The 23949-nt window shown below is 69.4% G+C and carries 23 protein-coding genes; 7 read left to right on the forward strand and 16 right to left on the reverse strand.

What is annotated here, in order from left to right; genetic code table 11:
• Window positions 1-23: 23 nt before the first annotated feature.
• On the forward strand, window positions 24-1307 hold the full coding sequence (locus GON06_RS03115) for an MFS transporter (RefSeq protein WP_332837119.1): 1284 nt from the start codon (window positions 24-26) through the stop codon (window positions 1305-1307).
• Here the strand turns inward: GON06_RS03115 and GON06_RS03120 are convergent.
• Window positions 1304-1882, reverse strand: coding sequence for a GNAT family N-acetyltransferase (locus GON06_RS03120; protein ID WP_332837120.1), 579 nt, complete (start codon window positions 1880-1882; stop codon window positions 1304-1306). The genes GON06_RS03115 and GON06_RS03120 overlap by 4 nt on opposite strands.
• A 63-nt stretch (window positions 1883-1945) precedes the next feature.
• Between GON06_RS03120 and GON06_RS03125 the strand changes: the two genes are divergently transcribed.
• Window positions 1946-3412, forward strand: a complete 1467-nt coding sequence (locus GON06_RS03125; protein WP_157310825.1) for a sugar porter family MFS transporter — start codon at window positions 1946-1948, stop codon at window positions 3410-3412.
• On the opposite strand, the gene GON06_RS03130 is transcribed toward GON06_RS03125, so the two are convergent.
• From GON06_RS03130 to rsmI, 5 genes are all read right to left on the reverse strand, one after another.
• A complete protein-coding gene (locus tag GON06_RS03130) occupies window positions 3401-4276 on the reverse strand; it encodes a TatD family hydrolase (RefSeq protein WP_157310826.1) in 876 nt (291 codons plus the stop codon). The two genes, GON06_RS03125 and GON06_RS03130, sit on opposite strands and share 12 nt — an antisense overlap.
• Window positions 4277-4284: 8 nt before the next feature.
• Window positions 4285-5874, reverse strand: coding sequence for a methionine--tRNA ligase (gene metG / locus GON06_RS03135; RefSeq protein WP_157310827.1), 1590 nt, complete (start codon window positions 5872-5874; stop codon window positions 4285-4287).
• A gap of 105 nt (window positions 5875-5979) precedes the next feature.
• Window positions 5980-6591 carry a class I SAM-dependent methyltransferase gene (locus GON06_RS03140; RefSeq protein ID WP_198346586.1) on the reverse strand — a complete coding sequence of 204 codons (612 nt, stop codon included), beginning with the start codon at window positions 6589-6591 and terminating at the stop codon, window positions 5980-5982.
• 87 nt (window positions 6592-6678) lie between these two features.
• Entirely contained in the window at window positions 6679-7317 is a 639-nt protein-coding gene (locus GON06_RS03145; protein WP_332837121.1) for a uridine kinase, read from the reverse strand.
• Window positions 7314-8135, reverse strand: a complete 822-nt coding sequence (gene rsmI / locus GON06_RS03150) for a 16S rRNA (cytidine(1402)-2'-O)-methyltransferase (protein ID WP_332837122.1) — start codon at window positions 8133-8135, stop codon at window positions 7314-7316. The genes GON06_RS03145 and rsmI overlap by 4 nt, the downstream gene beginning before the upstream one ends.
• A gap of 35 nt (window positions 8136-8170) precedes the next feature.
• Here rsmI and GON06_RS03155 point away from each other — a divergent pair, with 35 nt between their 5' ends.
• Genes GON06_RS03155 through GON06_RS03165 form a run of 3 tightly spaced genes read left to right on the forward strand, consistent with a single transcriptional unit; the run spans window position 8171 to window position 10429 of the window.
• On the forward strand, window positions 8171-9724 hold the full coding sequence (locus tag GON06_RS03155) for a dolichyl-phosphate-mannose--protein mannosyltransferase (RefSeq protein WP_332837123.1): 1554 nt from the start codon (window positions 8171-8173) through the stop codon (window positions 9722-9724).
• A gap of 31 nt (window positions 9725-9755) precedes the next feature.
• Entirely contained in the window at window positions 9756-10202 is a 447-nt protein-coding gene (locus GON06_RS03160; RefSeq protein WP_157310828.1) for a GNAT family N-acetyltransferase, read from the forward strand.
• Between the two features lie 8 nt (window positions 10203-10210).
• Entirely contained in the window at window positions 10211-10429 is a 219-nt protein-coding gene (locus tag GON06_RS03165; protein WP_198346587.1) for a hypothetical protein, read from the forward strand.
• Here the strand turns inward: GON06_RS03165 and GON06_RS03170 are convergent.
• From GON06_RS03170 to GON06_RS03190, 5 genes are all read right to left on the reverse strand, one after another.
• A complete protein-coding gene (locus GON06_RS03170; protein ID WP_157310829.1) occupies window positions 10420-11346 on the reverse strand; it encodes a DUF808 domain-containing protein in 927 nt (308 codons plus the stop codon). The two genes, GON06_RS03165 and GON06_RS03170, sit on opposite strands and share 10 nt — an antisense overlap.
• A 140-nt stretch (window positions 11347-11486) precedes the next feature.
• Window positions 11487-13247 (reverse strand): thioredoxin domain-containing protein, encoded by a 1761-nt coding sequence (locus GON06_RS03175; protein WP_157310830.1) that lies wholly within the window; start codon window positions 13245-13247, stop codon window positions 11487-11489.
• Window positions 13248-13287: 40 nt separating this feature from the next.
• Window positions 13288-13860 (reverse strand): FMN reductase, encoded by a 573-nt coding sequence (msuE, locus tag GON06_RS03180; protein WP_157310831.1) that lies wholly within the window; start codon window positions 13858-13860, stop codon window positions 13288-13290.
• Between the two features lie 98 nt (window positions 13861-13958).
• Complete coding sequence (locus GON06_RS03185) at window positions 13959-14795, reverse strand: aldo/keto reductase (RefSeq protein ID WP_157310832.1); 837 nt, start codon at window positions 14793-14795, stop codon at window positions 13959-13961.
• Window positions 14792-15409 (reverse strand): TetR/AcrR family transcriptional regulator, encoded by a 618-nt coding sequence (locus tag GON06_RS03190; protein WP_157310833.1) that lies wholly within the window; start codon window positions 15407-15409, stop codon window positions 14792-14794. Before GON06_RS03190 ends, GON06_RS03185 begins: the two co-directional genes overlap by 4 nt.
• 124 nt (window positions 15410-15533) lie before the next feature.
• Between GON06_RS03190 and GON06_RS03195 the strand changes: the two genes are divergently transcribed.
• Window positions 15534-16319, forward strand: coding sequence for an SDR family NAD(P)-dependent oxidoreductase (locus tag GON06_RS03195; protein ID WP_157310834.1), 786 nt, complete (start codon window positions 15534-15536; stop codon window positions 16317-16319).
• A 79-nt stretch (window positions 16320-16398) separates the two neighbouring features.
• Here GON06_RS03195 and GON06_RS03200 read toward each other — a convergent pair whose 3' ends face one another.
• The 5 genes from GON06_RS03200 to GON06_RS03220 form a co-directional block, all read right to left on the reverse strand.
• Window positions 16399-17166: a sulfurtransferase gene (locus GON06_RS03200; protein ID WP_157310835.1), complete on the reverse strand. Its 768-nt coding sequence runs from the start codon at window positions 17164-17166 to the stop codon at window positions 16399-16401.
• 62 nt (window positions 17167-17228) lie between these two features.
• Window positions 17229-17981, reverse strand: coding sequence for an ABC transporter permease (locus GON06_RS03205; RefSeq protein ID WP_157310836.1), 753 nt, complete (start codon window positions 17979-17981; stop codon window positions 17229-17231).
• A complete protein-coding gene (locus tag GON06_RS03210; protein ID WP_157310837.1) occupies window positions 17978-18883 on the reverse strand; it encodes an ABC transporter ATP-binding protein in 906 nt (301 codons plus the stop codon). The genes GON06_RS03205 and GON06_RS03210 overlap by 4 nt, the downstream gene beginning before the upstream one ends.
• Window positions 18880-19176 carry a transcriptional regulator gene (locus tag GON06_RS03215; protein ID WP_332837124.1) on the reverse strand — a complete coding sequence of 99 codons (297 nt, stop codon included), beginning with the start codon at window positions 19174-19176 and terminating at the stop codon, window positions 18880-18882. Before GON06_RS03215 ends, GON06_RS03210 begins: the two co-directional genes overlap by 4 nt.
• A complete protein-coding gene (locus GON06_RS03220) occupies window positions 19169-19852 on the reverse strand; it encodes a hypothetical protein (RefSeq protein WP_157310838.1) in 684 nt (227 codons plus the stop codon). The genes GON06_RS03215 and GON06_RS03220 overlap by 8 nt, the downstream gene beginning before the upstream one ends.
• An 82-nt stretch (window positions 19853-19934) precedes the next feature.
• Between GON06_RS03220 and hrpA the strand changes: the two genes are divergently transcribed.
• Window positions 19935-23927 (forward strand): ATP-dependent RNA helicase HrpA, encoded by a 3993-nt coding sequence (hrpA, locus tag GON06_RS03225; RefSeq protein ID WP_157310839.1) that lies wholly within the window; start codon window positions 19935-19937, stop codon window positions 23925-23927.
• The last annotated feature ends 22 nt before the right edge of the window (window positions 23928-23949 follow it).

The raw sequence follows: 23949 nt of genomic DNA on the forward strand, positions 1-23949 counted from the left end.
CCGTATCCCCGTAGGATCATGCGGTGACCTCCCTCGGCGACCTGATCGCACCGCGCCGCCTGGGCAGGGATTTCCGCTGGCTGATGTCCTCGTCCTGGACGAGCAACGTCGGCGACGGCATCGCCCTCGCCGCGGCTCCCCTGCTGATCGCGTCCATGACCTCGTCGCCGATCCTCGTGGCGTCGGGCGCGATGCTGCAGTTCCTTCCGTGGCTGCTCTTCGGGCTGTACGCGGGGGCGATCGCTGATCGCTTCGACCGGCGGATGCTGGTCATGGTCGCGAACGGCGTGCGAGCCGTCATCGTGCTCGGGCTCGTCGTGTTCCTCATCACCGGCACGGCGAACATCTGGATCGTGCTCACCGTGTCGTTCCTGTACGGCACCGCGGAGGTGCTCGCCGACACCACGACGAGCACCCTGCTGCCGTCGATGGTCAAGGCCGCGGATCTGGGCACGGGGAACGCCCGGCTGCAGGCCGGGTTCCTCGTCGCGAACCAGCTCGCCGGTCCCCCGCTGGGCGCGTTCCTGTTCGCGATCGGATCGTTCTGGCCGTTCCTGCTGCAGGTGCTGTGCGTGTCGGTCGCGGTGCTGCTGATCTCGCGCATCGCGCGGCAGCCGGTTCCTGCGCGCCCTGCGGCAGGATCCGGGGCCGAGGCGGATGCCGGCAGGACCCACATCCGGCACGACATCATGGAGGGCCTGCGCTGGACCTGGCACAACAAGCCGGTGCGCACGCTGATCATCATCATCCTGACGTTCAACGTCACCTGGGCCGCGCCCTGGGGCATCCTCGTGCTGTACGCGACCGAGCACCTCGGCATGGGCCCGGTGGGCTACGGCGCGCTCACCACCGCGTCGGCGCTCGGCGGACTGGTCGCGACGTTCTGCTTCGGCTGGCTGGAGCGCCACGTGTCGTTCGCGACGCTGATGCGGGTCTGCCTGACGCTCGAGGTGCTGATGCACCTCGCCTTCGCTCTGACCACGGCCGGCTGGGTGGCTCTGGTGATCATGTTCGGCTTCGGCGCCTACGCCTTCGTGTGGGGCACGATCCAGTCCACGGTGCGGCAACGACTGGTGCCGCGTGAGCTGCAGGGCCGGGTGGGCTCGGTGAACATGGTCGGCGTCTTCGGCGGCATGGTGCTCGGTCAGGCGCTCGGCGGGGTCATCGCGCAGATCTGGGGCCTCACCGCGCCGTGGTGGTTCGCCTGCGTGGGCGCTGCCGTCACGCTCGTGCTGGTGTGGCGCTCGATCGGGCACATCGCGGCCGCTCCCCCGGTGGTCGACGCGGAGCCCGCCACCGAGGCCTAAGCCAGCCGGGCGTCCAGTCCGCTGCGCACGGCCGGCCACTCGTGCGGCAGGATCGAGTACGCGGCGGTGTCCCGCAGCGTACCGTCCGGCATGATCCGGTGGTTGCGCAGGATGCCGTCGAGCTTCGCGCCGAGCCGCTCGATGGCCGCGCGCGATTGCCTGTTGTGGAAGTGCGTCATGAGCGTGACGGCGATGGCGTCGCACTCGTCGAAGGCGTGCGCGAGAAGCAGCCGCTTCATCGCCGGGTTGACCTCGGTGCCGTGCGCGTCGGCGCCGATCCAGGTGTACCCGATCTCGACACGCCGGTTCGGCTGGTCGATGTTGCAGTAGGTCGTCATTCCCACGACCTGGCCCGTCGCGAGGCGCCGCACGGCGAACGGATTCATCATTCCGGCGTCCCGCATGGCGAGTCGCCGGTCGATCTCGGCCGGCACCTCCTCCGCCGACGGGACCGACGTGTACCAGAGCCTCTTCAGCGAGGCGGCGGCGCGCGCCAGGTCCTCAGCGTGCTCGTGGCCGAGCGGTTCGAGCCGCACGCGGCCGTCGTCCAGGGTGATCTCGTCGAGGAAGCGCACCCGCTCAGGATAATGGGCCGCGGCTGACGCTCGTGACGCGGGGGCATGGGTATTGTGACTCGCATGAGCGCCTCGGATGCACTTCCCACCGGTTCATTCACGCTGCGTGGCCCCTACGGGCGGCGAGCGATCGGACTCTCCGTGGCGGCTGCCGTCGGAGGCTTCCTGTTCGGCTTCGACTCATCGGTGATCAATGGCGCCGTCGACTCGATCCAGCACGACTTCGCGCTGAACTCGGTCGTCACCGGACTCGTCGTGGCGATCGCGCTGCTGGGCTGCGCCGCCGGTGCGATCATCGCCGGCAACCTCGCGGATCGCTGGGGGCGGCTGCGGGTGATGTTCCTCGGCGCGATCATGTTCTTCGTCAGTTCGCTCGGCTCCGGCCTCGCCTTCGCGGTCTGGGATCTGGCGCTGTGGCGGGTCATCGGCGGACTGGGCATCGGCATCGCCTCCGTGGTGGCCCCGGCATACATCGCCGAGATCGCGCCCAAGCAGATCCGCGGCGGGCTCGCGTCGCTGCAGCAGCTGGCGATCACGTTCGGCATCTTCGTCGCGCTGCTGTCCGACGCGCTGCTGGCGTGGTCGGCGGGCACCGCCGACAGCCCGCTCTGGTTCGGGTTGGATGCCTGGCGCTGGATGTTCATCGTCGGGGTGATCCCCGCCGCCGTGTACGGAATCCTGTCGTTCACGGTGCCCGAGTCACCGCGCTACCTGATCGCTGAAGGGCGATCGGACGAGGCCAGGACGATTTTCGCGCGGCTCGTGCCGCCGGTCGACCTCGACAAGACGATGACGGAGCTGACCACGGCGATCGAGACCGACCGGCGCAATGCCGGGGTGTCGCTGCGCGGCAAGGCCCTCGGCCTGCAGCCGATCGTGTGGATCGGCATCATCCTCTCGACGTTCCAGCAGTTCGTCGGCATCAACGTGATCTTCTACTACTCGACCACCCTCTGGCGGTCGGTCGGCTTCGCGGAGAGCTCGTCCTTCGGAATCAGTGTGATCACGGGCATCGTCAACGTGCTGGTCACGCTCGTCGCGATCTTCCTGGTCGACCGCGTGGGCCGCAAGCCGATCCTGCTGACCGGCTCCGTCGTGATGACCGTCGCGCTCGCGGCGATGGCCGTCTGCTTCGCGTTCTCGGTGACCGGCGAGGACGGCGCGGTCACGCTGCCGGCGCCATGGGGACCGATCGCGCTGGTCGCGGCGAACCTGTTCGTGGTCGGCTTCGGCGCGTCGTGGGGCCCGCTGGTGTGGGTGCTGCTCGGGGAGATCTTCCCCAGCCGCATCCGCGGCAAGGCGCTCGGCGTCGCGGCGGGTGCGCAGTGGATCGCGAACTTCCTCATCACCGTCAGCTTCCCGGCGATGTCGGCCTGGTCGCTGCCCCTCACCTACGGCATGTACGCGCTGTTCGCGGCGCTGTCGTTCCTGTTCGTGCTGTGGCGCATCCCCGAGACGAAGGGCATGGAGCTCGAGCAGACCGAGACGCTCTTCTTCAGCCCGAAGAACGCCGCGCCGTCACTCGAATGAGCCGTAGACCTCGAGCGTGTTCGCCGCCAGCTGCGCACACAGCTCGTCGACGTCGATCTCGAGTTCGGCGGCCATGAAGCGCACCGTGATCGGCACGAGATAGGGCGCGTTCGGACGGCCGCGCAGCGGCACGGGCGTGAGGAACGGAGCATCCGTCTCGACGAGCATGCGGTCCCGCGGCGTCACCTGCAGCGCATCGCGCAGGTTCTGCGCGTTCTTGAACGTGACGTTGCCGGCGAAGGACAGCCAGTAACCGGCATCCGCCGCCACCCGCGCCATGGTGTCGTCGCCGGAGAAGCAGTGGAACACCGTGCGCTCCGGGGCGCCCACGCGGGCGAGCGTCTCGAGCACGTCCTCATGAGCGTCGCGGTCGTGGATCTGCATCGCGATGCCGTGCTTCTTCGCCAGTGCGATGTGCGCCTCGAAGGACTCGTGCTGCGCGGGACGGCCAGGCTCGTCGGTGCGGAAGTAGTCCAGCCCGGTCTCGCCGATCGCGCGGGTGCGCGGGTGCGCGGCGAGCTCGTCGATCACCGCGATCGCCTCGTCCAGGCGGCCCTCGGCCGCATACACGGGTGCGTCGTTCGGGTGGATCGCCACGGCGGCCAGCACCCGGGCATCCTGCTCGGCGGCGGCGACCGCCCAGCGCGACGACTCGATGTCGCCGGATGCCTGCACGACACCGGCGATCCCGACGACGGTGGCCCGGTCGAGCTGCTCCGTCAGTGAGAGCGGTTCGTCGCCGTCGGTGATCTCCAGGTGGGCATGGTTGTCGTACACCGGCACGGTGAGGGGCTCTGGCGCCGGCGGATAGCGCAGATCCTTGCGCCCGTCGGACGAGCGTTCGCGCACGTAGGTGTCAGCCATGCGAAGCGTCAGACGGTCTGCTCCACGCGCGGGAACAGCGGCGCGAGCGCGCTCACCTGCGTGCCCGGCTGCAGGATGCCCCAGGCGCCGGCCTCGCGGATCGGCTGCGCGGTGAGCGCGCCGAGCGACTCGGCGCCGAGCGCGTCCCAGAGCTTCTGCGTGGACTGCGGCATCACCGGCGAGAGCAGCACCGCAAGAGCACGCAGGCCCTCGGCGCAGGTGTACAGCACCGTCGCCAGCCGGTCGCGCTTGTCCTCGTCTCCGTTGTCCGACTGCTTGGCCAGCGCCCACGGCTCGTTCACGGTGATGTAACCGTTCAGCTCGTCGACGATCGTCCAGATCGCACGGATGCCCTCGTCGATGCGGAAGGCGTCGATCGCGGCATCCGCGTTCTTCGCCGCATCCGCGACGACCTTCTGCACGGCGAGATCCTGCTCGCTGTACTCGGCCGGCGCCGGCACGACGCCGTCGAAGTACTTCTCGATCATCGCGATCGTGCGCGACGCGAGGTTGCCGAAGCCGTTCGCGAGCTCGGCCTGGTAGCGGGCGGAGAGGTCCTCCCAGGAGAACGACCCGTCCTGTCCGAACGAGATCGCGGAGAGGAAGTAGAACCGGTAGGCGTCGGAGCCGAACACGTCGGTGATCTCGGTCGGCGCGATGCCGGTGAGCTTCGACTTCGACATCTTCTCGCCGCCGACCAGCAGCCAGCCGTGCGCGAAGACGCCCTTGGGAACGTCGAGGCCCGCCGCCATCAGCATGGCGGGCCAGATCACGGCGTGGAAGCGCAGGATGTCCTTGCCGACCACGTGGTACCCGGGCCAGCGACGGTCGAAGGTCTCCTGGTCGGCGCCGTAGCCGATCGCGGTGGCGTAGTTCAGCAGCGCGTCGACCCACACGTAGATGACGTGCGACTCGTCCCAGGGCAGCGGGATGCCCCAGTCGAAGGTCGACCGCGAGATGGACAGGTCCTTCAGCCCCTGGCTGACGAACGAGACGACCTCATTGCGCGCCGAGTCGGGGCGCACGAAGTCGGGCTCGGTCTTGTAGAGCTCGAGCAGGCGGTCCTGAAACTCGCTGAGCTTGAAGAAGTAGTTCTTCTCCTGCAGCAGCTCGAGCGGCTTGGAGTGGATCGCGCAGACCTTCAGCCCCTCGAAGGGCCCCGTGCCGTCGACGATCTCGGACTCGGGCTTGAACTCCTCACAGCCCACGCAGTACAGCGCCTCGTACTCACCGGCGTAGATGTAGCCCGCGTCATACAGCTTCTGGAAGAAGACCTGCACGTTCTTCTCGTGCCGCTCCTGCGTGGTGCGGATGAAGTCGTCATTGGCGACGTCGAGCGTCTTCAGCAGCGGGAACCAGCTCTCGGTGACGAGCTTGTCCACCCACTCCTGCGGCGTGACGTTGTTCGCGGCTGCGGCCCGCAGCATCTTCTGACCGTGCTCGTCGGTGCCCGTCAGCATCCAGGTGTCATCACCGGACTGGCGGTGCCAGCGCGCGAGAGTGTCCACGGCGACGGACGTGTAGCCGTGGCCGATGTGCGGCACGTCGCTGGGGTAGTAGATCGGCGTGGTGATGTAGAACGATTCGCCTGCGGGCATGCGTTCGATTCTAGGCGGGATCGGGGTATGTGTTTTCCGCGTGACGGTCGTGCCTATGCGGGGATCGGGATGCTGCGCTCGCCCTCATCCGCCTGAAGATCGGCGTCAGCGCCGCACCGCCGTGATCGCGCCGTGCGCGCGGACGCTCGCGGCACCGGGCAGCCGGTCGCGGCGCTCGGACGCGGTCACAGAGAATCCGGCATCCGCGAGCGGGCCCGCGAGCGCCTCCGCCGACCAGAACCAGGCGGGCGCGACGGCGTGTGCGAACGGCTCGCGCGGTTCGCCGTCGAAGAATCCGATCAGGATGCTGCCGCCCGGTGCGAGCACGCGAGCGAACTCCGCGAGGATCTCGGGCAGGTCCTCGGGAGGCGTGTGGATGAGCGAGTACCAGGCGAGGATGCCGCCGAACGACGCATCCGCAAAAGGCAGCTCTCGGAACGAGCCGGCCTGGAACTCGAGACCCGGATGCCGCTCCCGCGCGGCGGCGATGAACTCGACCGACAGGTCGATCCCCTGCGCCACGCGTACCCTGTCGTGCAGGAAGGCAGTCCACAGGCCCGGTCCGCATCCGGCATCCAGCAGCGGCCCGGTCGTCGCGTCCCGCCAGCGCCCGATCAGCGCGATGTCGGGTGCCTCCATCTGGTCGAGGTCTCCGATGAGCGCGATGTACTCCGCAGCCCTGGCGTCGTAGGCGGCGGCGATCTGCGTGTCGGTCACGCGGCGACTGTACCGGTTGCTGCCGACAGCACCGGGTATCGACGTCTGCAGGTGGTGCGCTCGGCGGGAAGCGGTGCACTCGTCGGGTCAGCGACGGCTCGAGACCAGCATCGGGTGCTCGTAGTCGCTGTTGTCGACGACGAAGTCCGCCCGCTCCCGCGGCTGCGCCGCTGCGAAGTACAGGCGCTGCCCTCCGACGTACCGCCGCATGGACGGATGCTCGGGATCCGGGTTGCTGCCGTCGCGGACGGCCATACGCGCCGCGGTCACGGCGAACGGGACGTCCAGGTGGATCGACGCGTCCCAGCAGGGTGCGAGCTCATCGCGGAGCAGGAACATCCCCTCGACGAGCACCAGCGCAGACGGATCCGCATGCAGCCGATCGCCGACGATCGGCTCATCGCTCTTCGGGTCGTAGGCGACCGACCGGTACCGGCCGTCGCCTCCGCGCCCGAGCGGTTCCAGCACGTCGCGTCGCAGCGCATCGTAGTCGTACGTGTCCTGCCAGAACCCGACCTCCGAATGCCGACCGCGAGCGTGCCGGATGCGGGACGGATTGAGGAAGTCGTCGGCATGGATGATGATCACCGGTCGCCGCGTGATGTGCTCCGCGAGGTTCGCGGCGAAGCGCGTCTTCCCGCTGCCGTCGACGCCGTCGATCGCGACGAGCCGACCGGAGCCCACGGCACGCAGGACCGCCTCCGAGAGGTCGACCCAGAAGGTCACGCCTTCCTCGCGGCGAGCGCCTGCTGGTACAGGTCGCGCGAACTGAGCCCGGTCGCCGCGGCGACCTCGGCGCAGGCATCCTTCAACCGCATCCCGGATGCCACGAGGGCCTGAACCTGAGCAGCGGCATCCTCCGCGGAGATCTCGACCGGCGCCGCACCCTCGACGACCACGACGATCTCGCCCTTGACGCCCTGCTCGGCCCAGGCGACCAGCTCGGATGCGGTGCCCCGGCGCACCTCCTCGTAGAGCTTCGTGAGCTCACGGCATACGGCGACGCGGCGATCATCTCCGAAGGCGGCCCTCATGTCCGCGAGCGAGGAGGCGAGGCGGGAGGGCGACTCGAAGAACACCATCGTGCGCGGCTCGGATGCCAGGGCGGTGAGGGCGGAGCGCCTCTCCCCCGGCTTCCGCGGGAGGAAGCCCTCGAACGTGAAGCGGTCGGTCGGCAGGCCCGAGATCGCCAGCGCCATCAGCACCGCGCTGGGACCCGGGATCGCGGTGACCGTCACACCGGCCTCGACCGCTGCGGCGACGACGCCGTATCCGGGATCGCTTACCGCGGGCGTCCCCGCGTCGCTCACGACGACGATGTCCTGCTCGGCGGCGAGCGCGACCAGATCGGCCGCCTTGTGCTTCTCGTTGTGGTCGTGCAGGGCGATCAGCTTCGGCCGGTTGGTGATCTGCAGCGCCTGCAGCAGACGCTGGGTCGTGCGGGTGTCCTCCGCGGCCACGACCTCCGCGTTCTCGAGCACCTCGATCAGGCGCCGGGACGCGTCTCCGAGGTTGCCGATCGGGGTCGCCGCCAGGATGATCACACGTTCAGCCTAGACGGCCGTTCTAGGCTGTCAGGGTGACCGAGACCGCGCCGCTGCTGCCGCCCGTCGAGCGGCGGACGACCCGTCTCGAGTCCCTGCGCGACCGCATCCTCGCGGCACCCCGGTGGGACCGCGTCCTGCGGTGGCTGCCGCCGCTCCTGGTCACGCTGCTCGCCGCCGTGCTGCGGCTGACGAACCTCGGGCATCCGCACGCGATCATGTTCGACGAGACGTACTACGTCAAGGACGCCTGGTCGCTGTGGATCAACGGCTACGAGGCGACCTGGGCAGATGGCGCGAACGAGGAGCTGCTGAACGGCGACACCGGCGCCCTCGGATCCTCAGGGAGCTTCGTGGTGCATCCGCCGCTGGGCAAGTGGATCATCGCGCTCGGGATGGCGGCCTTCGGTCCCGGTTCGAGTGCGGGCTGGCGGATCTCCGCCGCGATCCTCGGAACGCTGTCCGTGCTCGTCGTCTACCTGATCACCCGCGAGCTGACCCGTTCCCGCGTGATCGCGACCATCACCGGCTACCTGCTGGCCATCGACGGGCTCAGCATCGTGCTGAGCCGGATCGCGCTGCTCGATGGCATCCTCACCTTCTTCGTGCTGCTGGGCTTCCTGTTCGTGCTGTACGACCGCCGACGTGCGATCCCGTTCATCGAGAGGCCGGATCCGCTGCACGAGGAGCCCACGCTGGGGCGCCTGCTCTGGCGCCGTCCCTGGCTGATCGCGGCAGGCGTCGCACTCGGCGCAGCATCCGCCGTGAAGTGGTCGGGACTGTACGTGCTCGCCGGGCTCGGCATCTACGTCGTCGTCACCGACGCGCTCGCGCGGCGGCGCGCCGGCGTCGTGTTCTGGCCGACGGATGCCGCCTTCCGGCAGGGTCCGATCTCGTTCCTGCTGCTGGTGCCGACGGCGCTGCTGACCTACCTGATCTCGTGGACCGGATGGCTGGTCACTTCGGGCGGATACGGACGTTCATCGGGCGGCAACCCCCTCGCCGAACTGTGGAAGTACCACGAGTCGATCTACGGGTTCCATGTGGGGCTGCACGCCGCCCATCCGTACGCGAGCCCCGCCTGGCAGTGGCCGCTGCTGCTGCGCCCGACAGCGATCTGGGTCGGCAACGAGCAGGGCGGATGCGGCACCGACCACTGCATCGCGGTGATCTCGGCCGTGCCGAACCCGCTGATCTGGTTCGCCGGGATGGCGGCCGTGCTCTACCTGCTGTACCGGTTCGTGCGCGGGCTGATCGACAGGAAGCCGGTCGGTCCAGCGTTCACGGTTCCTCTGGTGGGGATCGCGGTCACCTATGTGCCGTGGCTGCTGTATCCCGAGCGCACGATCTTCCAGTTCTACACGGTGGTGATGGTGCCCTTCGTCGTGATCGCGCTGGCCGTCGCGCTGAGATCGCTCGCCGGCGCATCGGATGCGCCGCTGTCCCGCCGCCAGGCCGGACAGCGCACGGTCGTCGTGTTCCTGGTCATCGCGACGCTCGTGTCGGCGTTCTTCTACCCGGTGTGGACGGGCATGAGCGTGCCGTACGACTTCTGGCTCGTGCACAACTGGATGCCGGGCTGGATCTGATCCCTCTCTCGGAGGCCGATACGCTCGTCGAATGACGACGATCGCCCCCATCACGCCCGCCGACCTCGACGAGTGGCTTCCGCTCTGGAACGGCTACCTGACGTTCTACGAGGCCGCACTCGACGCTGAGATCACGGCGGCGACGTTCGAGCGCCTCGTCGATCCGGCATCCGGCATCCATGGCGCGTTCGCTCGCGACGATGACGGCACGGCGATCGGCGTGGTGCACTGGCTGACGCATCCGGCCACCTGGACGACGACGGACTACTGCTATCTCGAAGATCTCTTCGTCGCGCCGGACGCCCGCGGGACCGGCGCCGGGCGGCTGCTGATCGAGCATGTCCGAGACTGGGCCGAGGAGCACGGCTCTGCGAAGGTCTACTGGCTCACCGCGGAGTCGAACGCGACCGCCCGTGCGCTCTACGACCGGGTCGCGTCGCACTCGGGCATGATCCAGTACCAGATCAAGACGGCCTGAGGCCGGTCATGCCGGCCCCGAACGGATTCGCGTACAGCGTCCGCGGCGCGGACGTGGTGGTCACCCACCACGGACACACGGCGACGGTGCTGCGCGGTGCGCGAGCAGCCGAGTTCCTCGACGAGGTCGAGCGCGGGGACGCGCAGCTGCTGATGGCGAGAGTCACCGGGAACTACCGCCGGGGCAACGAGCGCACCGCGCGGCAGCATCCGCGCAATCAGGGCTGAGCGGTCTCCTCCGCGGCGGGCCGGTGGTGTCCTTCGTCGAACTGCGGGCGGCGGCCGAACAGGCGTCCGACGCCGAGCACGACCCCGACGACGATCAGGCCCACCAGCATCCCGCCGACGGCGGAGATCGCGGTGTCGCCGAGCCAGACCACGAACCCGCCGAGCGGAGCCAGCAGCTCCTCGACACCGTGCAGCAGATCCGCCGGCAGGTGGAATCCGACCTCGCCGAGGTTCACGATGACGAGGTGCCCACCGACCCAGAGCATCGCGACGGTGCCGACGACGCTGATCACCCGGAACACGGCCGGCATGGAGCGGACGATGCGCGTTCCGGTGTGCCGGACGCGGCGCACCGGGTTCTTCGCCATCTTCAGGCCGATGTCGTCGATCTTCACCAGCAGGGCGACGGCGCCGTACACGACGGCGGTCATGACCAGGGCGATCACGGCGAGGATCATCAGCGTCTGCCAGAAGCCGAGCCCTTTGTCGAGGCTCGCCAGCGAGATGAGCATGATCTCGGTGGACAGGATGAGGTCGGTGCGGATCGCGCCCCAGACGAGGCGCTTCTCGTCGCGTGCGCCCTCCTCCTCGTGACCGTGGCCGAAGCCGAACCACTCGAGCACCTTCTCGGCGCCTTCGAAGCAGAGGTACACGCCGCCGACGATCAGGAGGTACGGCAGCACCGCCGGAGCGAAGGCCGTGAGCACGAGCGCCACGGGAATGATGATGAGGAATTTGTTGCCCAGCGACCCGAGCGCGATGCGCCCGACCACGGGCAGTTCGCGCGCCGGCGTCAGGCCCTGCACGTACTGCGGCGTGACGGCGGCGTCGTCGATCACGACGCCCGCTGCCTTGGCCGATGCCTTCATCGCCGCGCTCAGAATGTCGTCGACGACCGCCAGCAGACCAACCGACATGCGTTCTCCCCGTGTTCTCCAGGGCCGTTTCGACCCGGGAGAACACTACCGGGTGCGCCGGGTAGCTCTGTGCGCGGGCTTCGGATGTACCAACCTCTCGAACCGTTATCAAGGACAGGAGGGCAACCGGAACAGACCCATCAGCGCCGCGGAGCCAGCGCCCCCGGGTCCCCCGTCGGCAGCCTGCACACGAAGTCCCGGCAGTCGTACGCGACGCCCTCCACCGCATCCTTCTCCCGGAACAACTCGAATCCGGCATCCGCGAAGGTGCGGGCCTGCGCCGGCGTGACCACCGCAACGACGTCGGCATCCGTCCGGTGCGCCGCCTCGGCGAGCTCGCCCACCGCACCGACGACCACGATCTGCCGCGGCGCCGAGGCCAGACCGGCGGCGACCCGCAGCAGAGCGCAGTACCCGAACGGATGCTCCAGGGCGCGCGCCGTGAGCCCTGCAACGAGTTCCGTCGCGCGGTCGAGATATGAGGAGCCTGCGCCGAGTCGCCAAGCCGTGAGGGATGCCGCAGCGAGGGCCGAGGTGCCCGAGGGCAGGTCACCGTCGCTGTCGTCACCCGCGACCGGGACGTCCTGATCCAGCAGCACCGGATCTCGCACGACCGGCGCGTTCAGCACGTCCAGCGCCGCGGTCGCCCAGGACGCCTCCCCCGTCGCCAGGGCGAGCGCGAAGAGCCCGTCGGCCAGCAGCCCGGCATCCGCCGTCGTGCCGACCGCGGCCGACGCGACGCCGTCCAGCGACGACCGCACCAGCGCGCCCTCGCCGTCGCGGTTCGTCGCCAGCACGAAGCGCGCGGCATCAGCCGCAGCGGCGATCCATGCCGGCTCGCCGAGCACCGCACCCGCGCGCGCGAGCGCGCCGATGGCGAGGCCGTTCCACCCGGTGAGCACCTTGCCGTCGACGGTCGGCGGCTCCAACCCGACTCGCGCGGCCACGGGCCGCCGGTAATACCCGCCCTCGTCGCGCTGCCCGTCGATCCACGACTCCGAGTCCTGCGCCGCGCCGAACCCACCGCCCTCGCGCCGGAGCACGCCGAGCAGGAAGTCCGCAATGCCGCGGACGAGATCGACCCGTCCGGCATCCAGCGCGACATCGAGCAGCTGGGCGTTGTCGATCAGCATCCGCTCGTAGTGCGGCACCGTCCAGTCGCGCTGCGTCGCGTACCGGAAGAACCCTCCGTCCTCGTCCCGGAGCTCCGAGCCGGCCATCGCCGTCACCGCACGGTCCGCGACCTCGACCGGCCCGACCGTCTGCAGGAATCGCAGCGTCGTCGCGACCGGGAACTTCGGCGCGCCGCCGAATCCGCCGTACACGCGGTCCTCCCGTGCCGCGATCTGCGCAGCGGCTTCCGCCAGCTGCGCCGACGTCGGCAGCGGCGAGGGCTCGGTCGCGATCTGCGAGAGAGCGGATGCCACGGCATCCGCCTGCTCGACGACCACATCGCGCCGGTCGCGCCAGGCCTCCTGCACGGCGGCGAGCACGTCGCGGAACGACGGCATCCCTCCGCGAGCGACCGGTGGGAAGTAGGTGCCCGCGTGGAATGCGCGGCCCGACGGCGTCGCGAACACGGTGAGCGGCCAGCCCAGGCTCTGCGTGAATGCGGACGCCGCAGCCATGTAGGCCGCATCGACCTCGGGATGCTCCTCGCGGTCGACCTTGATCGACACGAATCCGGCGTTAAGCTCGTCGGCGGTCGCCGGATCGGAGAACGACTCCCGCGCCATCACATGACACCAGTGGCACGTCGAATAGCCGATCGAGATCAGCACCGGCACATCGCGGCGGCGGGCCTCGTCGAAGGCGTCCTGCCCCCAGGGATGCCAGTCCACCGGGTTGTCGCCGTGTGAACGCAGATACGGACTGAGGGTTCCCGCCAGCCGGTTGCTCATGACCCCACGCTACGCCGCCGCGGTGTCGCGGGGTTCCCGATCAGAACACGGCGACGGCCCGAGGATCCCGGTCGGCTGCGTAGCCCACCAGGGGAAGAGCGCGCTCGGCGGCCAGATCGATCCGCGCGGCCAGCTCCGGCGATGAGATCCGGTACCCGTCGAAGTCCGAATTGCTCGCGTAGACGCCCAACGGCAGGGTGAGCGACTGGAAGAACGCGAACAGCGGACGCAGCTGGTGCTCGATGATCAGCGCATGCCGCTCCCCTCCGCCCGTCGCCGCGAGCAGCACGGGCTTGCCGACGAGCGCGTACTGCTCGACGAAGTCGAACAGATGCTTGAACAGTCCGGTGAACGAGGCTCGGTAGACCGGCGTCCCGACGATCAGGAGGTCGGCGGTCTCGATCTCGCGCAACCGCTCCTCCACCTCGGGCTGAAGGTGATCGCGCCGCAGCGCGCCGGCGAGCGACGGCCCGATCTCGGTGAGCTCGATGAGCCGGAACTCGACATCGGCACGCTCGGCCACCGCGTCCGCGATGGCCCGCACCAGGGCGGTCGTCTTGCTGGGTTCGTGGAGCGATCCGGAGACGGCGACCACGCGGTAGGGAGCAGGCATGCCATGACGGTACCGACAGAGACGCCCCGTGTCTCCTGCGGTGGGGACACGGGGCGTCATCGGACGACGCACGGCGACACGCGTCGCCGTGGATGCCGTCAGTTGAGCTCGGAGGGGTGCGCGCTCACGCGGCCAGAGCCGTCGCCCGGGTCGATCGCATCGATAGCCGCGATCTGATCCTCCGAGAGCTCGAAGTCGAAGACGTCGATGTTCTCGCGCAGCCGCTCGGCGTGCACCGACTTCGGGAACACGATGTTCCCCTTCTGCAGGTGCCAGCGCAGCACGACCTGCGCGGGGGTCTTCCCGGTCGCGGCGGCGGCCTCGGCGACGGCGGGCGTGCCGAACAGGTCGTACTTGCCCTGCCCCAGCGGACCCCAGGCCTCGACCTGCACGCCGTGCGCGGCGGCCCAGTCGGTGACCTCGCGCTGCTGGTAGGCGGGGTGCAGCTCGATCTGGTCGACCGCGGGGGTCACACCGGTGGCGGTGACGATGTCGTCCAGATGCGGAACGAGGAAGTTCGAGACGCCGATCGACGTGGCAAGACCCTGGTCGCGGATGCCGATGAGCTTCTCCCAGGCGTGCACGTGGTTGTTGCGCGCCGGCGTCGGCCAGTGCACCAGGTACAGGTCGACGTGGTCGAGGCCGAGCTTGTCGAGGCTCTCGGCGATCGCGGCATCCGGCTCGTCACCGTCGTGCCGGTCGTTCCAGAGCTTGGTGGTGATGAACAGCTCGTCGCGCGGGATGCCGGATGCGGCGATCGCGGCGCCGACGCCCTCCTCATTGCCGTAGATCGCGGCGGTGTCGATGTGCCGGTAACCGATCTCGAGCGCCTCCGAGACCGCACGCTCGGTCTCGGCGGGGTCGACCTTGAAGACGCCGTAGCCGAGCTGCGGGATGTCGTAGCCATCGTTGAAAGAGCGAGTGGGGATGATCATGCGTCCAGCCTACGACCGCCGTCTGACGGGGCGAGGGCAGCGAACGCACGCACCGCGAGAGATGCCGGGGAGCCGTCGCCGTGGACCGTCGCGTCGCCGGCCGCCCATTCCTCGAGCCCGATCCGGATCGACTCCGTCGCGGCGGCTGCAAGCAGTCGGGCGTCGAACCGGTCGCCTCCGCGCTCGAGCACCAGTTCGGTGAGCCGCAGCTCGGACTCGTGGTTCACACGATCCCACACCGCGCGCAGCTCGCGGTCCTCGGCGAGCGCGCGCAGCAGGGGGCGCATTCCGGCGAGCGCCTCGCTCTCCGCCTCGGACGACGTCGTGAGCTGGGCGGCGATGATGCCGGGGATGGCGGCGGTCAGGTCGCCGGATGCCTCGGCGAACGCCGACTGCCAGCGGGCCGCACCGATCTCGAGGATCGGGGCGACGGCATCCTCCTTGGTCGCGAAGTAGCGGTAGAAGGTGCGCAGCGAGACGCCGGCGGTCGCGGCGATCTCAGCCGCGGTGACGCCCGCGACGCCCTGCGCGGCGAACAGCCGGGCGGCGACCTGCGCGATCTCCCTGGCCGTCTGCGCCTTGCGTCTGCTCGTGAGTCCTGGCGCGGCATCCATGCTCCGAGCGTACGGGAATAACTTCCCTTCTCGTGCGTTTAGTGACAATATGACACGTTGTGCCATGTAGGCATGATGAAGCGGATCCGGGTCGCCGGACCCGGGAACCGAGGAAGGGAACACCATGAACCGCTATGAAGGCCGCCGCGCACTCGTCACCGGCGGCGGATCCGGCATCGGCCAGGCCACCGTGCTGCGCATGCTCTCGGAGGGCGGCCACGTCGTCGCCGCCGACGTCAGCGCCGCCGGTCTCGCCGACACCGTGGCGAAGGCCGGTGCCGACGCCGAGCGACTCACCACCGTCGAGGTGAACATCGCCGACGAGGCGTCGGTCAGGTCCGGCGTCGCCGCCGCCGTCGAGGCCCTTGGCGGCCTGGACGTGCTGGTCAACGCGGCCGGCATCCTGCGCTCATCCCACACCGAGCAGACCACCCTCGACCAATTCCAGCTCGTGCTGCAGGTCAACCTGGTCGGCACCTTCCTGATGATCCGAGAGGCGATCCCCGCGCTGCTCGAAGGCAACGACTCGGCCGTGGTCAACTTCAGCTCGACCTCGGCGATGTTCGCACACCCCTACATGGCCGCATACGCCGCCAGCAAGGGCGGCGTGCAGTCGATGACGCACGCGCTCGCCGCCGAGTACGCCAAGTCGGGCATCCGCTTCACCGCCGTGCAACCGGGTTCGATCTCGTCGGGCATGACCGACGGCTCGGGCCAGAGCAAGCAGAGCCAGGGCCCCGGGCTGCCCGAGGACGCCGACATGAGCCTGTTCATGAAGCTCGCCCCGGCCATCGGTCAGGGCTTCGCCGGCCCCGAGTCGGTCGCGGGCGTGGTGGCGATGCTCGCCAGCGCCGACGGCAAGTTCATCACCGGCACCGAGGTGCGCATCGACGGCGGTACGCACTTCTGATCGAGTCGTCCCGGCATCCGGACCCGAACCGGATGCCGGGACACCCCGTGAAACCGAGTCCCGGGTCCCGAGATCTCCCTCAGCGTTCCACGGGGCGATCCGGATCATCGCCCCACTGCGACCAGGAACCCACGTAGAGACCGGCGTCGTGCCCCAGGACGGTGAGGGCGAACACGGTGCCGGCCGCCGCCACGCCGCCACCGCAGTAGGCGGCGATCGGACCATCAGCCTCCGCGAGGTAGGACGCCGCCCATTCCTCCAGCTCGCCATCGGGAAGCAGGCGGCCGTCGCTGAAGACGTCTCCGCCCGGTGCGCTGACCGCACCGGGGATGTGCCCCGCCTCGAACACCACAGCCGGACGTGCGTCCAGCAGCACTCCGGTCGCGCCGATCACGCCGGCGCGGTCCGCGTCGATCGCGGTGACACGGACGTCGGATGCCGGCGCGGGCTCTCCGCCGGGCTCTGCGGTCCGGGCAGCCCATCCCGCCGCTCCGCCGTCGAGCACGCGCACGTCGGCGACCCCGGCGGTCCGGAGCACGAACCACGCGCGGGCCGCCACCTTGGCGTCGTCGGCGCTCGAGGCGTAGACGACGACCGGAGTCTCCGGCGTGATTCCCCAGGCGTCGAGCACCGCTGCGATGTCCTCCGGCTCCGGCAGCGGGAACCTGCCGATCCCCGGCGAGGGAGCGGCCGCGATCGTGCCGTTCTCGAGCGAGGCGAGGACGGCGCCGGGGATCACCGGCGTCCAGTCCTCGGGGTGGGAGAAGTGCGTCTCGATGAAGCGTGCTCCCGCGGGAATGGCGTCGTCGTGGGAGATCAGCAGCGAGCGGCGGCGGTTGTCGGTCATGGGCCGAGCCTAGGATCGGCAGGCATCACGCCGCCGCGAACATGACGCCCTGTTGCGACCGCTCAGCGGAACCGCTTGCCCTCGTCTCGGCGGAACAGCACCAGCGAGAGCGAGAGGAACACCGCGGTCCAGAACAGGATGCCGGTCCAGGACCACCAGGGAAGCTCGCCGCCCTGCACCGCCCAGATCACGAACTCGCGCGCCTGACGCGACGGGAAGAACTTCGAGAGAGTGTCCAGCCAGTCGGCGAACATGATCGGCGGCAGGAACAGCCCGCCGGCGAACGCCATCACGAACATCACCACCTGCACCACAGCGATCGCGGCCTTCTGCGACATCGCGTAGCCGATGCAGATGCCGATGAACATGAACGGCAGCGCCGCGCATGCGATCGCGACCAGTCCGGCGAGCACCCTGAGGGCGGATGCCTCGGCACTGGTGAACAGCGCGCCGATGAGGATGATCGGCAGAAGCGACATCAGGCCGATCACACCGGTCGAGAACACGTGCGCCAGCACCCGCACGATCCCGGGCGCCGGGAGCGTGCGCAGATAGGGGTCCCACGGAGTCGACCGACTCTCGGCGATCGTGAGCGCGAACGAGAACAAGCCGTTCACCATGATGGCGAACACGCTCATCGAGATGATCGCCTGGGTGGCGTAGAAGGAGTGCTCGGCCGCGGCACCGTTCGGCACCACGAAGAACAGCGTCGCCAGGGCTGGGAAGGCCACCGATCCGATCACGGCGATCGGCACCCGCAGGGTCTCCAGCAGGTTGTACTTGGCGTGGACGGCGGTCAGCGAGACGACGCTCATCGGATGCTCCCCTCCTGAGCCGGTTCGGCATGTTCACCGGTGAGGGCGAGGAAGGCCTCCTCGAGCGTGGCGCCGCGGACGCTGAGCTCGGAGAAGTCCAGACCGCTGCCCACCAGCCGGCGCACGAAGTCGTCGGAGTCGCCCACCATCAGACTCAGTTCACCGTCCTCCTCGGCGACGGGGGCGTCATCGGCGAGCGCGACCACACCACCGGCATCCCTCGTACGCAACGTGACTCGCGACCTGGCGACCCGGCCGAGCACACCGCGCAGCGCGTCATCGGCGACGATCCGCCCGTGGTCCACGACCACCACCCGCTCAGCGAGCGCCTCGATCTCCTCGAGATAGTGGCTGGTGACGACGATCGTCGTGCCCTGCGCGTGCCGGGCGCGGATCGCATCCCAGAGCACCCGCCGCGCGTCGACGTCGAGGCCCGTGGACGGCTCGTCGAGCAGCACCAGACGCGGGGCACCGACGAAGGCGAGAGCCACGGAGATCCGCCGTCGCTGACCACCTGACAGGCCACCGGTCTGCCGCTTCAGCAGGTCGGCGAAGCCGAACTGCTCGGCCAGCTCCGCAGCATCCACCCGCTCGGGGAAATGCGCACCGACGAAATCGAGCACCTCTCCGACCCGCAGTGTCTCGGGCAGCGCGGTCTCCTGCGGAGTGCTGCCCAGGCGCACCCGTGAGGCGGGGTCGCGCGGATCGCCGCCGAACAGGCGCACCGTGCCGGATGTCGGCCGGCGCAGGCCCTGGATCAGCGACAGCAGAGTGGACTTCCCGGCGCCGTTGGGACCGAGCAGACCGAGGATCTGCCCCTCCGGGACGTCGAGCGTCACCTCATCGACGGCGGTGAGGTCACCGAAGCGGTGTGTCACGCGATCGAAGGATGCCAATGTCATGTCGTTCCTCCCAGCAGGTCGCGCAGCTGCGCGGTGTAGTCCTCGAAGGCCCGGCGGCCCTTCGTGGTGAGTGCGATGTAGGTGACGGGCGTGCGTCCCTTGTGCGTCTTCTCGACGGTGACGTAGGCGGCGTCCTCGAGCTTGCGCAGGTGCGTGGAGAGGTTGCCGGCCGTCATGTCGAGCACTTCCTGAAGGCGCGGGAAGGTGATCTGGTCCTTCGCGTCGAGCGTCGCCAGGGCCGCGACGATCCGCAGCCGTGCCTGCGCGTGGATGACGGGGTCGAGGTCAGGCACGGCCGGACTCCGAGACCGCGACGCGACGACGCGCGACGTGCACCCACCAGGCCGTCCAGGCTGCGACGAGCAGGAATGCTCCTCCCCCGGCGAACGCGTAGACGAGGTAGTTGACCGGCGGAGGGAGCAGCGATCCGATCGCGGCCATCGCCACCGACCAGAGCCCCAGCACCACCATCGGGTAGGCCCGCCAGATGAGCCCGGACATGATGTACATCACGCCGGCGAAGAAGATGAACGCGCTCGGGTAGAACACCCCGAGCAGGTCGGTGTCCATACCGGCCTGCACCAGCGCCTGCCCGATCACGACGACCGCCAAGCTGCCCACCCACCAGGTGTTGCCGTAGATGATGCCGAGGATCGCGCTGTCCTGCGTACCACGCAGGCCGCGCCCGGATCGGATGCCGAGCGCCATCGAGATCAGTCCTGCGGCGAGGATCAGCGCGGCGAACGTGATGCCGGCCGCGAGCGTGGGCGCTGTGTTCTGCGGATGCTGCCCGGCGTCCCACCACAGGATCAGGAAGCCCACCAGCCAGGCGACGCCCCAGGCGACCAGGATCCAGGGCACGAATCCTGCCATCCGTCCGGTCACGGTGCGCTGCTGGTCCTGCACCAGGGCGAGCATCTGCTCCGGCGACAGGGCGATGTCGTCGTCCTCGTGGTTCTCGTAGTTCATAAACCACTTTGTACTGCAAACTGGTTTGCCTGTCAACGGTCCGGAGATCGCCTCCCCCGACTTCGGCATACGATGGAGGGCTATGTCTTCGCCCGTCATCGTCTATCCCCCTGAGCTGCCGGTCTCGGCTGCGCGGGGCGAGATCGCCGACGCGATCCGCGACCACCAGGTCGTGATCGTCGCCGGCGCCACCGGCTCGGGAAAGACCACCCAGCTGCCGAAGATCTGCCTCGAACTGGGTCGTGAGCGCATCGCGCACACTCAGCCGCGCCGCCTCGCCGCCCGCACGATCGCGGAGCGCGTCGCGGAAGAGCTGCACGTCGAACTCGGCGACCTGGTCGGCTACAAGGTACGTTTCACCGATCAGGTCTCGGATGCGACGCGCATCGCGCTGATGACCGACGGCATCCTGCTCAACGAGATCCATCGCGACCGGCTGCTGCGCCGCTACGACACGATCATCATCGACGAGGCGCACGAGCGCTCTCTCAACGTGGACTTCCTGCTCGGCTACCTGCACCGCATCCTGCCGGAGCGTCCAGATCTGAAGGTGATCATCACTTCTGCGACGATCGATCCGGAGAGCTTCGCCGCGCACTTCTCCTCCCTGGTTCCTGAGCGAGCGGAGCGAGACGAAGGGCGCGCGAGCTCAGGGACCGAATCAAGGCCTGCCCCGATCATCGAGGTCTCCGGCCGGACCTACCCGGTGGAGATCCGGTACCGCCCGCTGGTCGACGAGGCGGAGGAGAACCCCGCCGACCCCGAGCCCGGCGACGAGGTCACCGCGATCGTCGGCGCGCTGCGCGAGCTGGACCGCGAGCCGGCCGGCGACGTGCTGGTGTTCCTGCCCGGCGAGGCCGAGATCCGTGATGCCGCCGAGGCGGTGCGCGGTGCGTACCGCTCGCAGACGGCGCCGGTGGAGGTGCTGCCGCTGTACGGCAGGCTGTCCGCCGCCGAGCAGCATCGGGTGTTCGAACCCTCCAAGGTGGCCGGCGTTCGCCGCCGCGTCATCCTGGCCACGAACGTCGCCGAGACCAGCCTCACGGTGCCCGGCATCAAGTACGTGATCGACACCGGCACCGCCCGAATCTCGCGATACAGCAATCGCTCGAAGGTGCAGCGGCTGCCGATCGAGGCCGTGTCACAGGCATCGGCGAATCAGCGCTCCGGCCGCGCCGGCCGCACCAGCGACGGCATCGCGATCCGCCTGTACGGCGAGGACGACTTCGAGAAGCGGCCCGAATTCACCGAACCCGAGATCCTGCGGACTTCGCTCGCCTCTGTCGTGCTGCAGATGCTGTCGCTCGGCTTCGGCGACATCACCGAGTTCCCGTTCCTCACTCCCCCGGACTCCCGCGGCGTGAAGGCCGCTCTCGACCTGCTCGGCGAACTCGGCGCAGTCGTCGCCTCGCGTGACGGCGCACCGAGGCTGACCCGCATCGGGCGCGACATCGCGCGGATGCCGATGGATCCGCGATTCGCCCGGATGCTGGTCGAGGCCGCCCGCACGGGGGTAACGCACGACGTGCTGCCGATCGTCGCCGGGCTCTCGATCCAGGATGTTCGGGAGCGCCCCTCTGCCGAGGCACCGCAGGGTGTGCGCGACGAGGCCGATCGGATGCACGCCCGTTTCGCTGATCCGACCAGCGACTTCCTCACCCTGCTGAATCTGTGGAACCACCTGCGCGAGCAGCAGAAGGATCTCGGATCGAGCGCGTTCCGGCGGATGTGCCGCAGCGAGCACCTGAACTACGTGCGCGTGCGCGAGTGGTTCGACGTGCACCGCCAGTTGAGGACGCTCGTCAAGAGCCCGAAGACTCCCGCCCCGGCTCCTGAGCCCGGAGCGACGCACGCGGGCGACGCCGTCCACCGGGCGATCCTCGCCGGCCTGCTCTCGCAGATCGGCATCCTCGACGAGCGCACGGCGAGCCCGAGTACGAACAAGAACAAGGATAAGGGCGGCAAGCGCCGCATCGCCGAGTACCGCGGCGCACGCGGCATCCGGTTCTCGATCTTCCCCGGCTCGGCGCTGCGCAAGGAGTCCCCGCCGGCGGTGATGGCCGCTGAGATCGTCGAGACCTCGCGGACCTTCGCGCGCACGGTCGCGCAGATCGATCCGGCGTGGGCCGAAGCCCTCGCCGGTGACCTCGCGAAGCGGCAGATCTCCGAGCCGCACTGGTCGAAGGATGCCGGTGCCGCCGTTGCCTCCGAGAAGGTGACGCTTTTCGGGGTGGAGATCATCCCGCGCCGGCGCGTGCAGTTCGCCCGCATCGACCGGCCCGGCGCCCGCGAGCTGTTCCTGCGGCACGCGCTGGTCGAGGGTGAGTGGGATCCGTCACGGATCGACAAGCGCGTGAGCGCGTTCTGGCGCGCCAACGCCGAGCTGCGCCGCCGGCTGGAGAAGCTCGAGGAGCGCGAGCGTCGCCGTGACATCCTCGCGGGCGACGAGGCGGTGTTCCGCTTCTACGACGAACGTATTCCTGCTGAGGTATACGACGTCCGCTCCTTCGAGAAGTGGTGGCGTGAGGCGCTCGCGCAGACGCCGAAGCTGCTCGTGATGCGCGAGAGCGACCTGGTCGACGACGACGAACGCGCAGATCAGAGCGAGTTCCCGACACGGTGGCCGCAGGGCGACCAGGTGCTGGGCCTGGCCTACCGCTTCGAGCCCGGCGCCGCCGACGACGGGGTGAGCGTGGTGATCCCGCTCGCACTGCTGCAGCAGGTGCAGGATACCGGCTTCGACTGGCAGGTGCCCGGCCTGCGAGCCGAGCTGATCACTGCTCTGCTGCGCGCCCTGCCGAAGGCCATCCGCCGGCACGTCGTGCCCGCCGCGGACTGGGCCGAGAAGTTCGGCGTCGAGCTGGCGGAGGCCGGCCCCGAGAAGCACAGCGGCCTGCCGCCGCTGTCGCTCGTCGACGCCCTCGCCCGGCGCATCCTGGCCCTCGCCAACCAGAAGGTCTCGGCCGCCGACTTCGAGATGGATCGCGTGCCGTCGCACCTGCGGATGAACTTCCGCGCGGTCGACGAACGCGGCCGCGTCGTCGGTTCGAGCCGCGACCTCCGCGAGCTGCAGGACCAGCTCGCCGGGCGCGCCAGGCAGAGCGTCGCGCGGCAGATCTCGCGCGGCGACGAGCAGAAGGGACGCCGGAACGCGAAATCGCCCAGCGCGGCGGCATCCGTCGCCGCAGCATCCGCCCGCGGACCGATCGAGCGCGACGGCATCACCACCTGGGACTTCGACGACCTGCCAGAGGTGCTGGACACGAAGGTCGCCGGCGGCATCGTGCGGGGCTACCCCGCGCTGGTCGACACCGGTAGGTCCGTCTCGCTGCGCGTCGAGGCGACGGCGGATGCCGCAGCCGCGGCGACCCGCGACGGCGTGCTGCGTCTGGTGCTGCTGAACGTGCCATCGCCGTCGTCGTACGTGCAGGAGCACCTGACCGCCCCGGAGAAGCTCGCCCTCGCGGCGTCGCCGTACCAGAACGTGCAGGCTCTGATCGAGGACTGCCGCACGGCGGTCGCGCGCGCCCTGATCGAGCGGGCGGTGCCCAGCGGGCTCGTCCGCTCCGAGGCGGAGTTCGCACGGATCCGGGATGCCGTGAACGCCGCGCTCGTCGACGAGCTGTTCGCGTGCGTGTCGCTCGTCGCCCGCATCCTCACGAAGTCGCGCGACGTGGAGCGCGGCATCAAGAAGGAGAACTCGCTCGCCCTGCTCGCGCCACTGAACGACATCCGAGCGCAGCTGAGCGGCCTGGTGCATCCAGGATTCGTGTCCGAGACCGGCGTCGCCCAGCTCGCGCATCTGCCGAGGTACCTCGACGGCATGATCGAGCGGCTGCGCGGCCTGGCGGATGCTCCGGGCAAGGACCGCACCCGCATGACCGAGTACGAGCGGATGGCGGCGCTGTACGCGGATGCCGGTGGCACAGTGCCCCTTCCTGCAGATGCCCCGGCGCATCTCGTCGACGTGCGCTGGTTGCTCGAGGAGTACCGCGTGAGCCTGTTCGCGCAGCGCCTCGGCACCGCGCAGCCGGTCTCCCCGCAGCGCATCACGAAGGCGCTGGCGGCTCGCTGACCCTGCGCTCCTCTGCGCCCGC

It is taken from the genome of Microbacterium sp. MAH-37, from assembly GCF_009758255.1.
GTDB lineage: Bacteria > Actinomycetota > Actinomycetes > Actinomycetales > Microbacteriaceae > Microbacterium.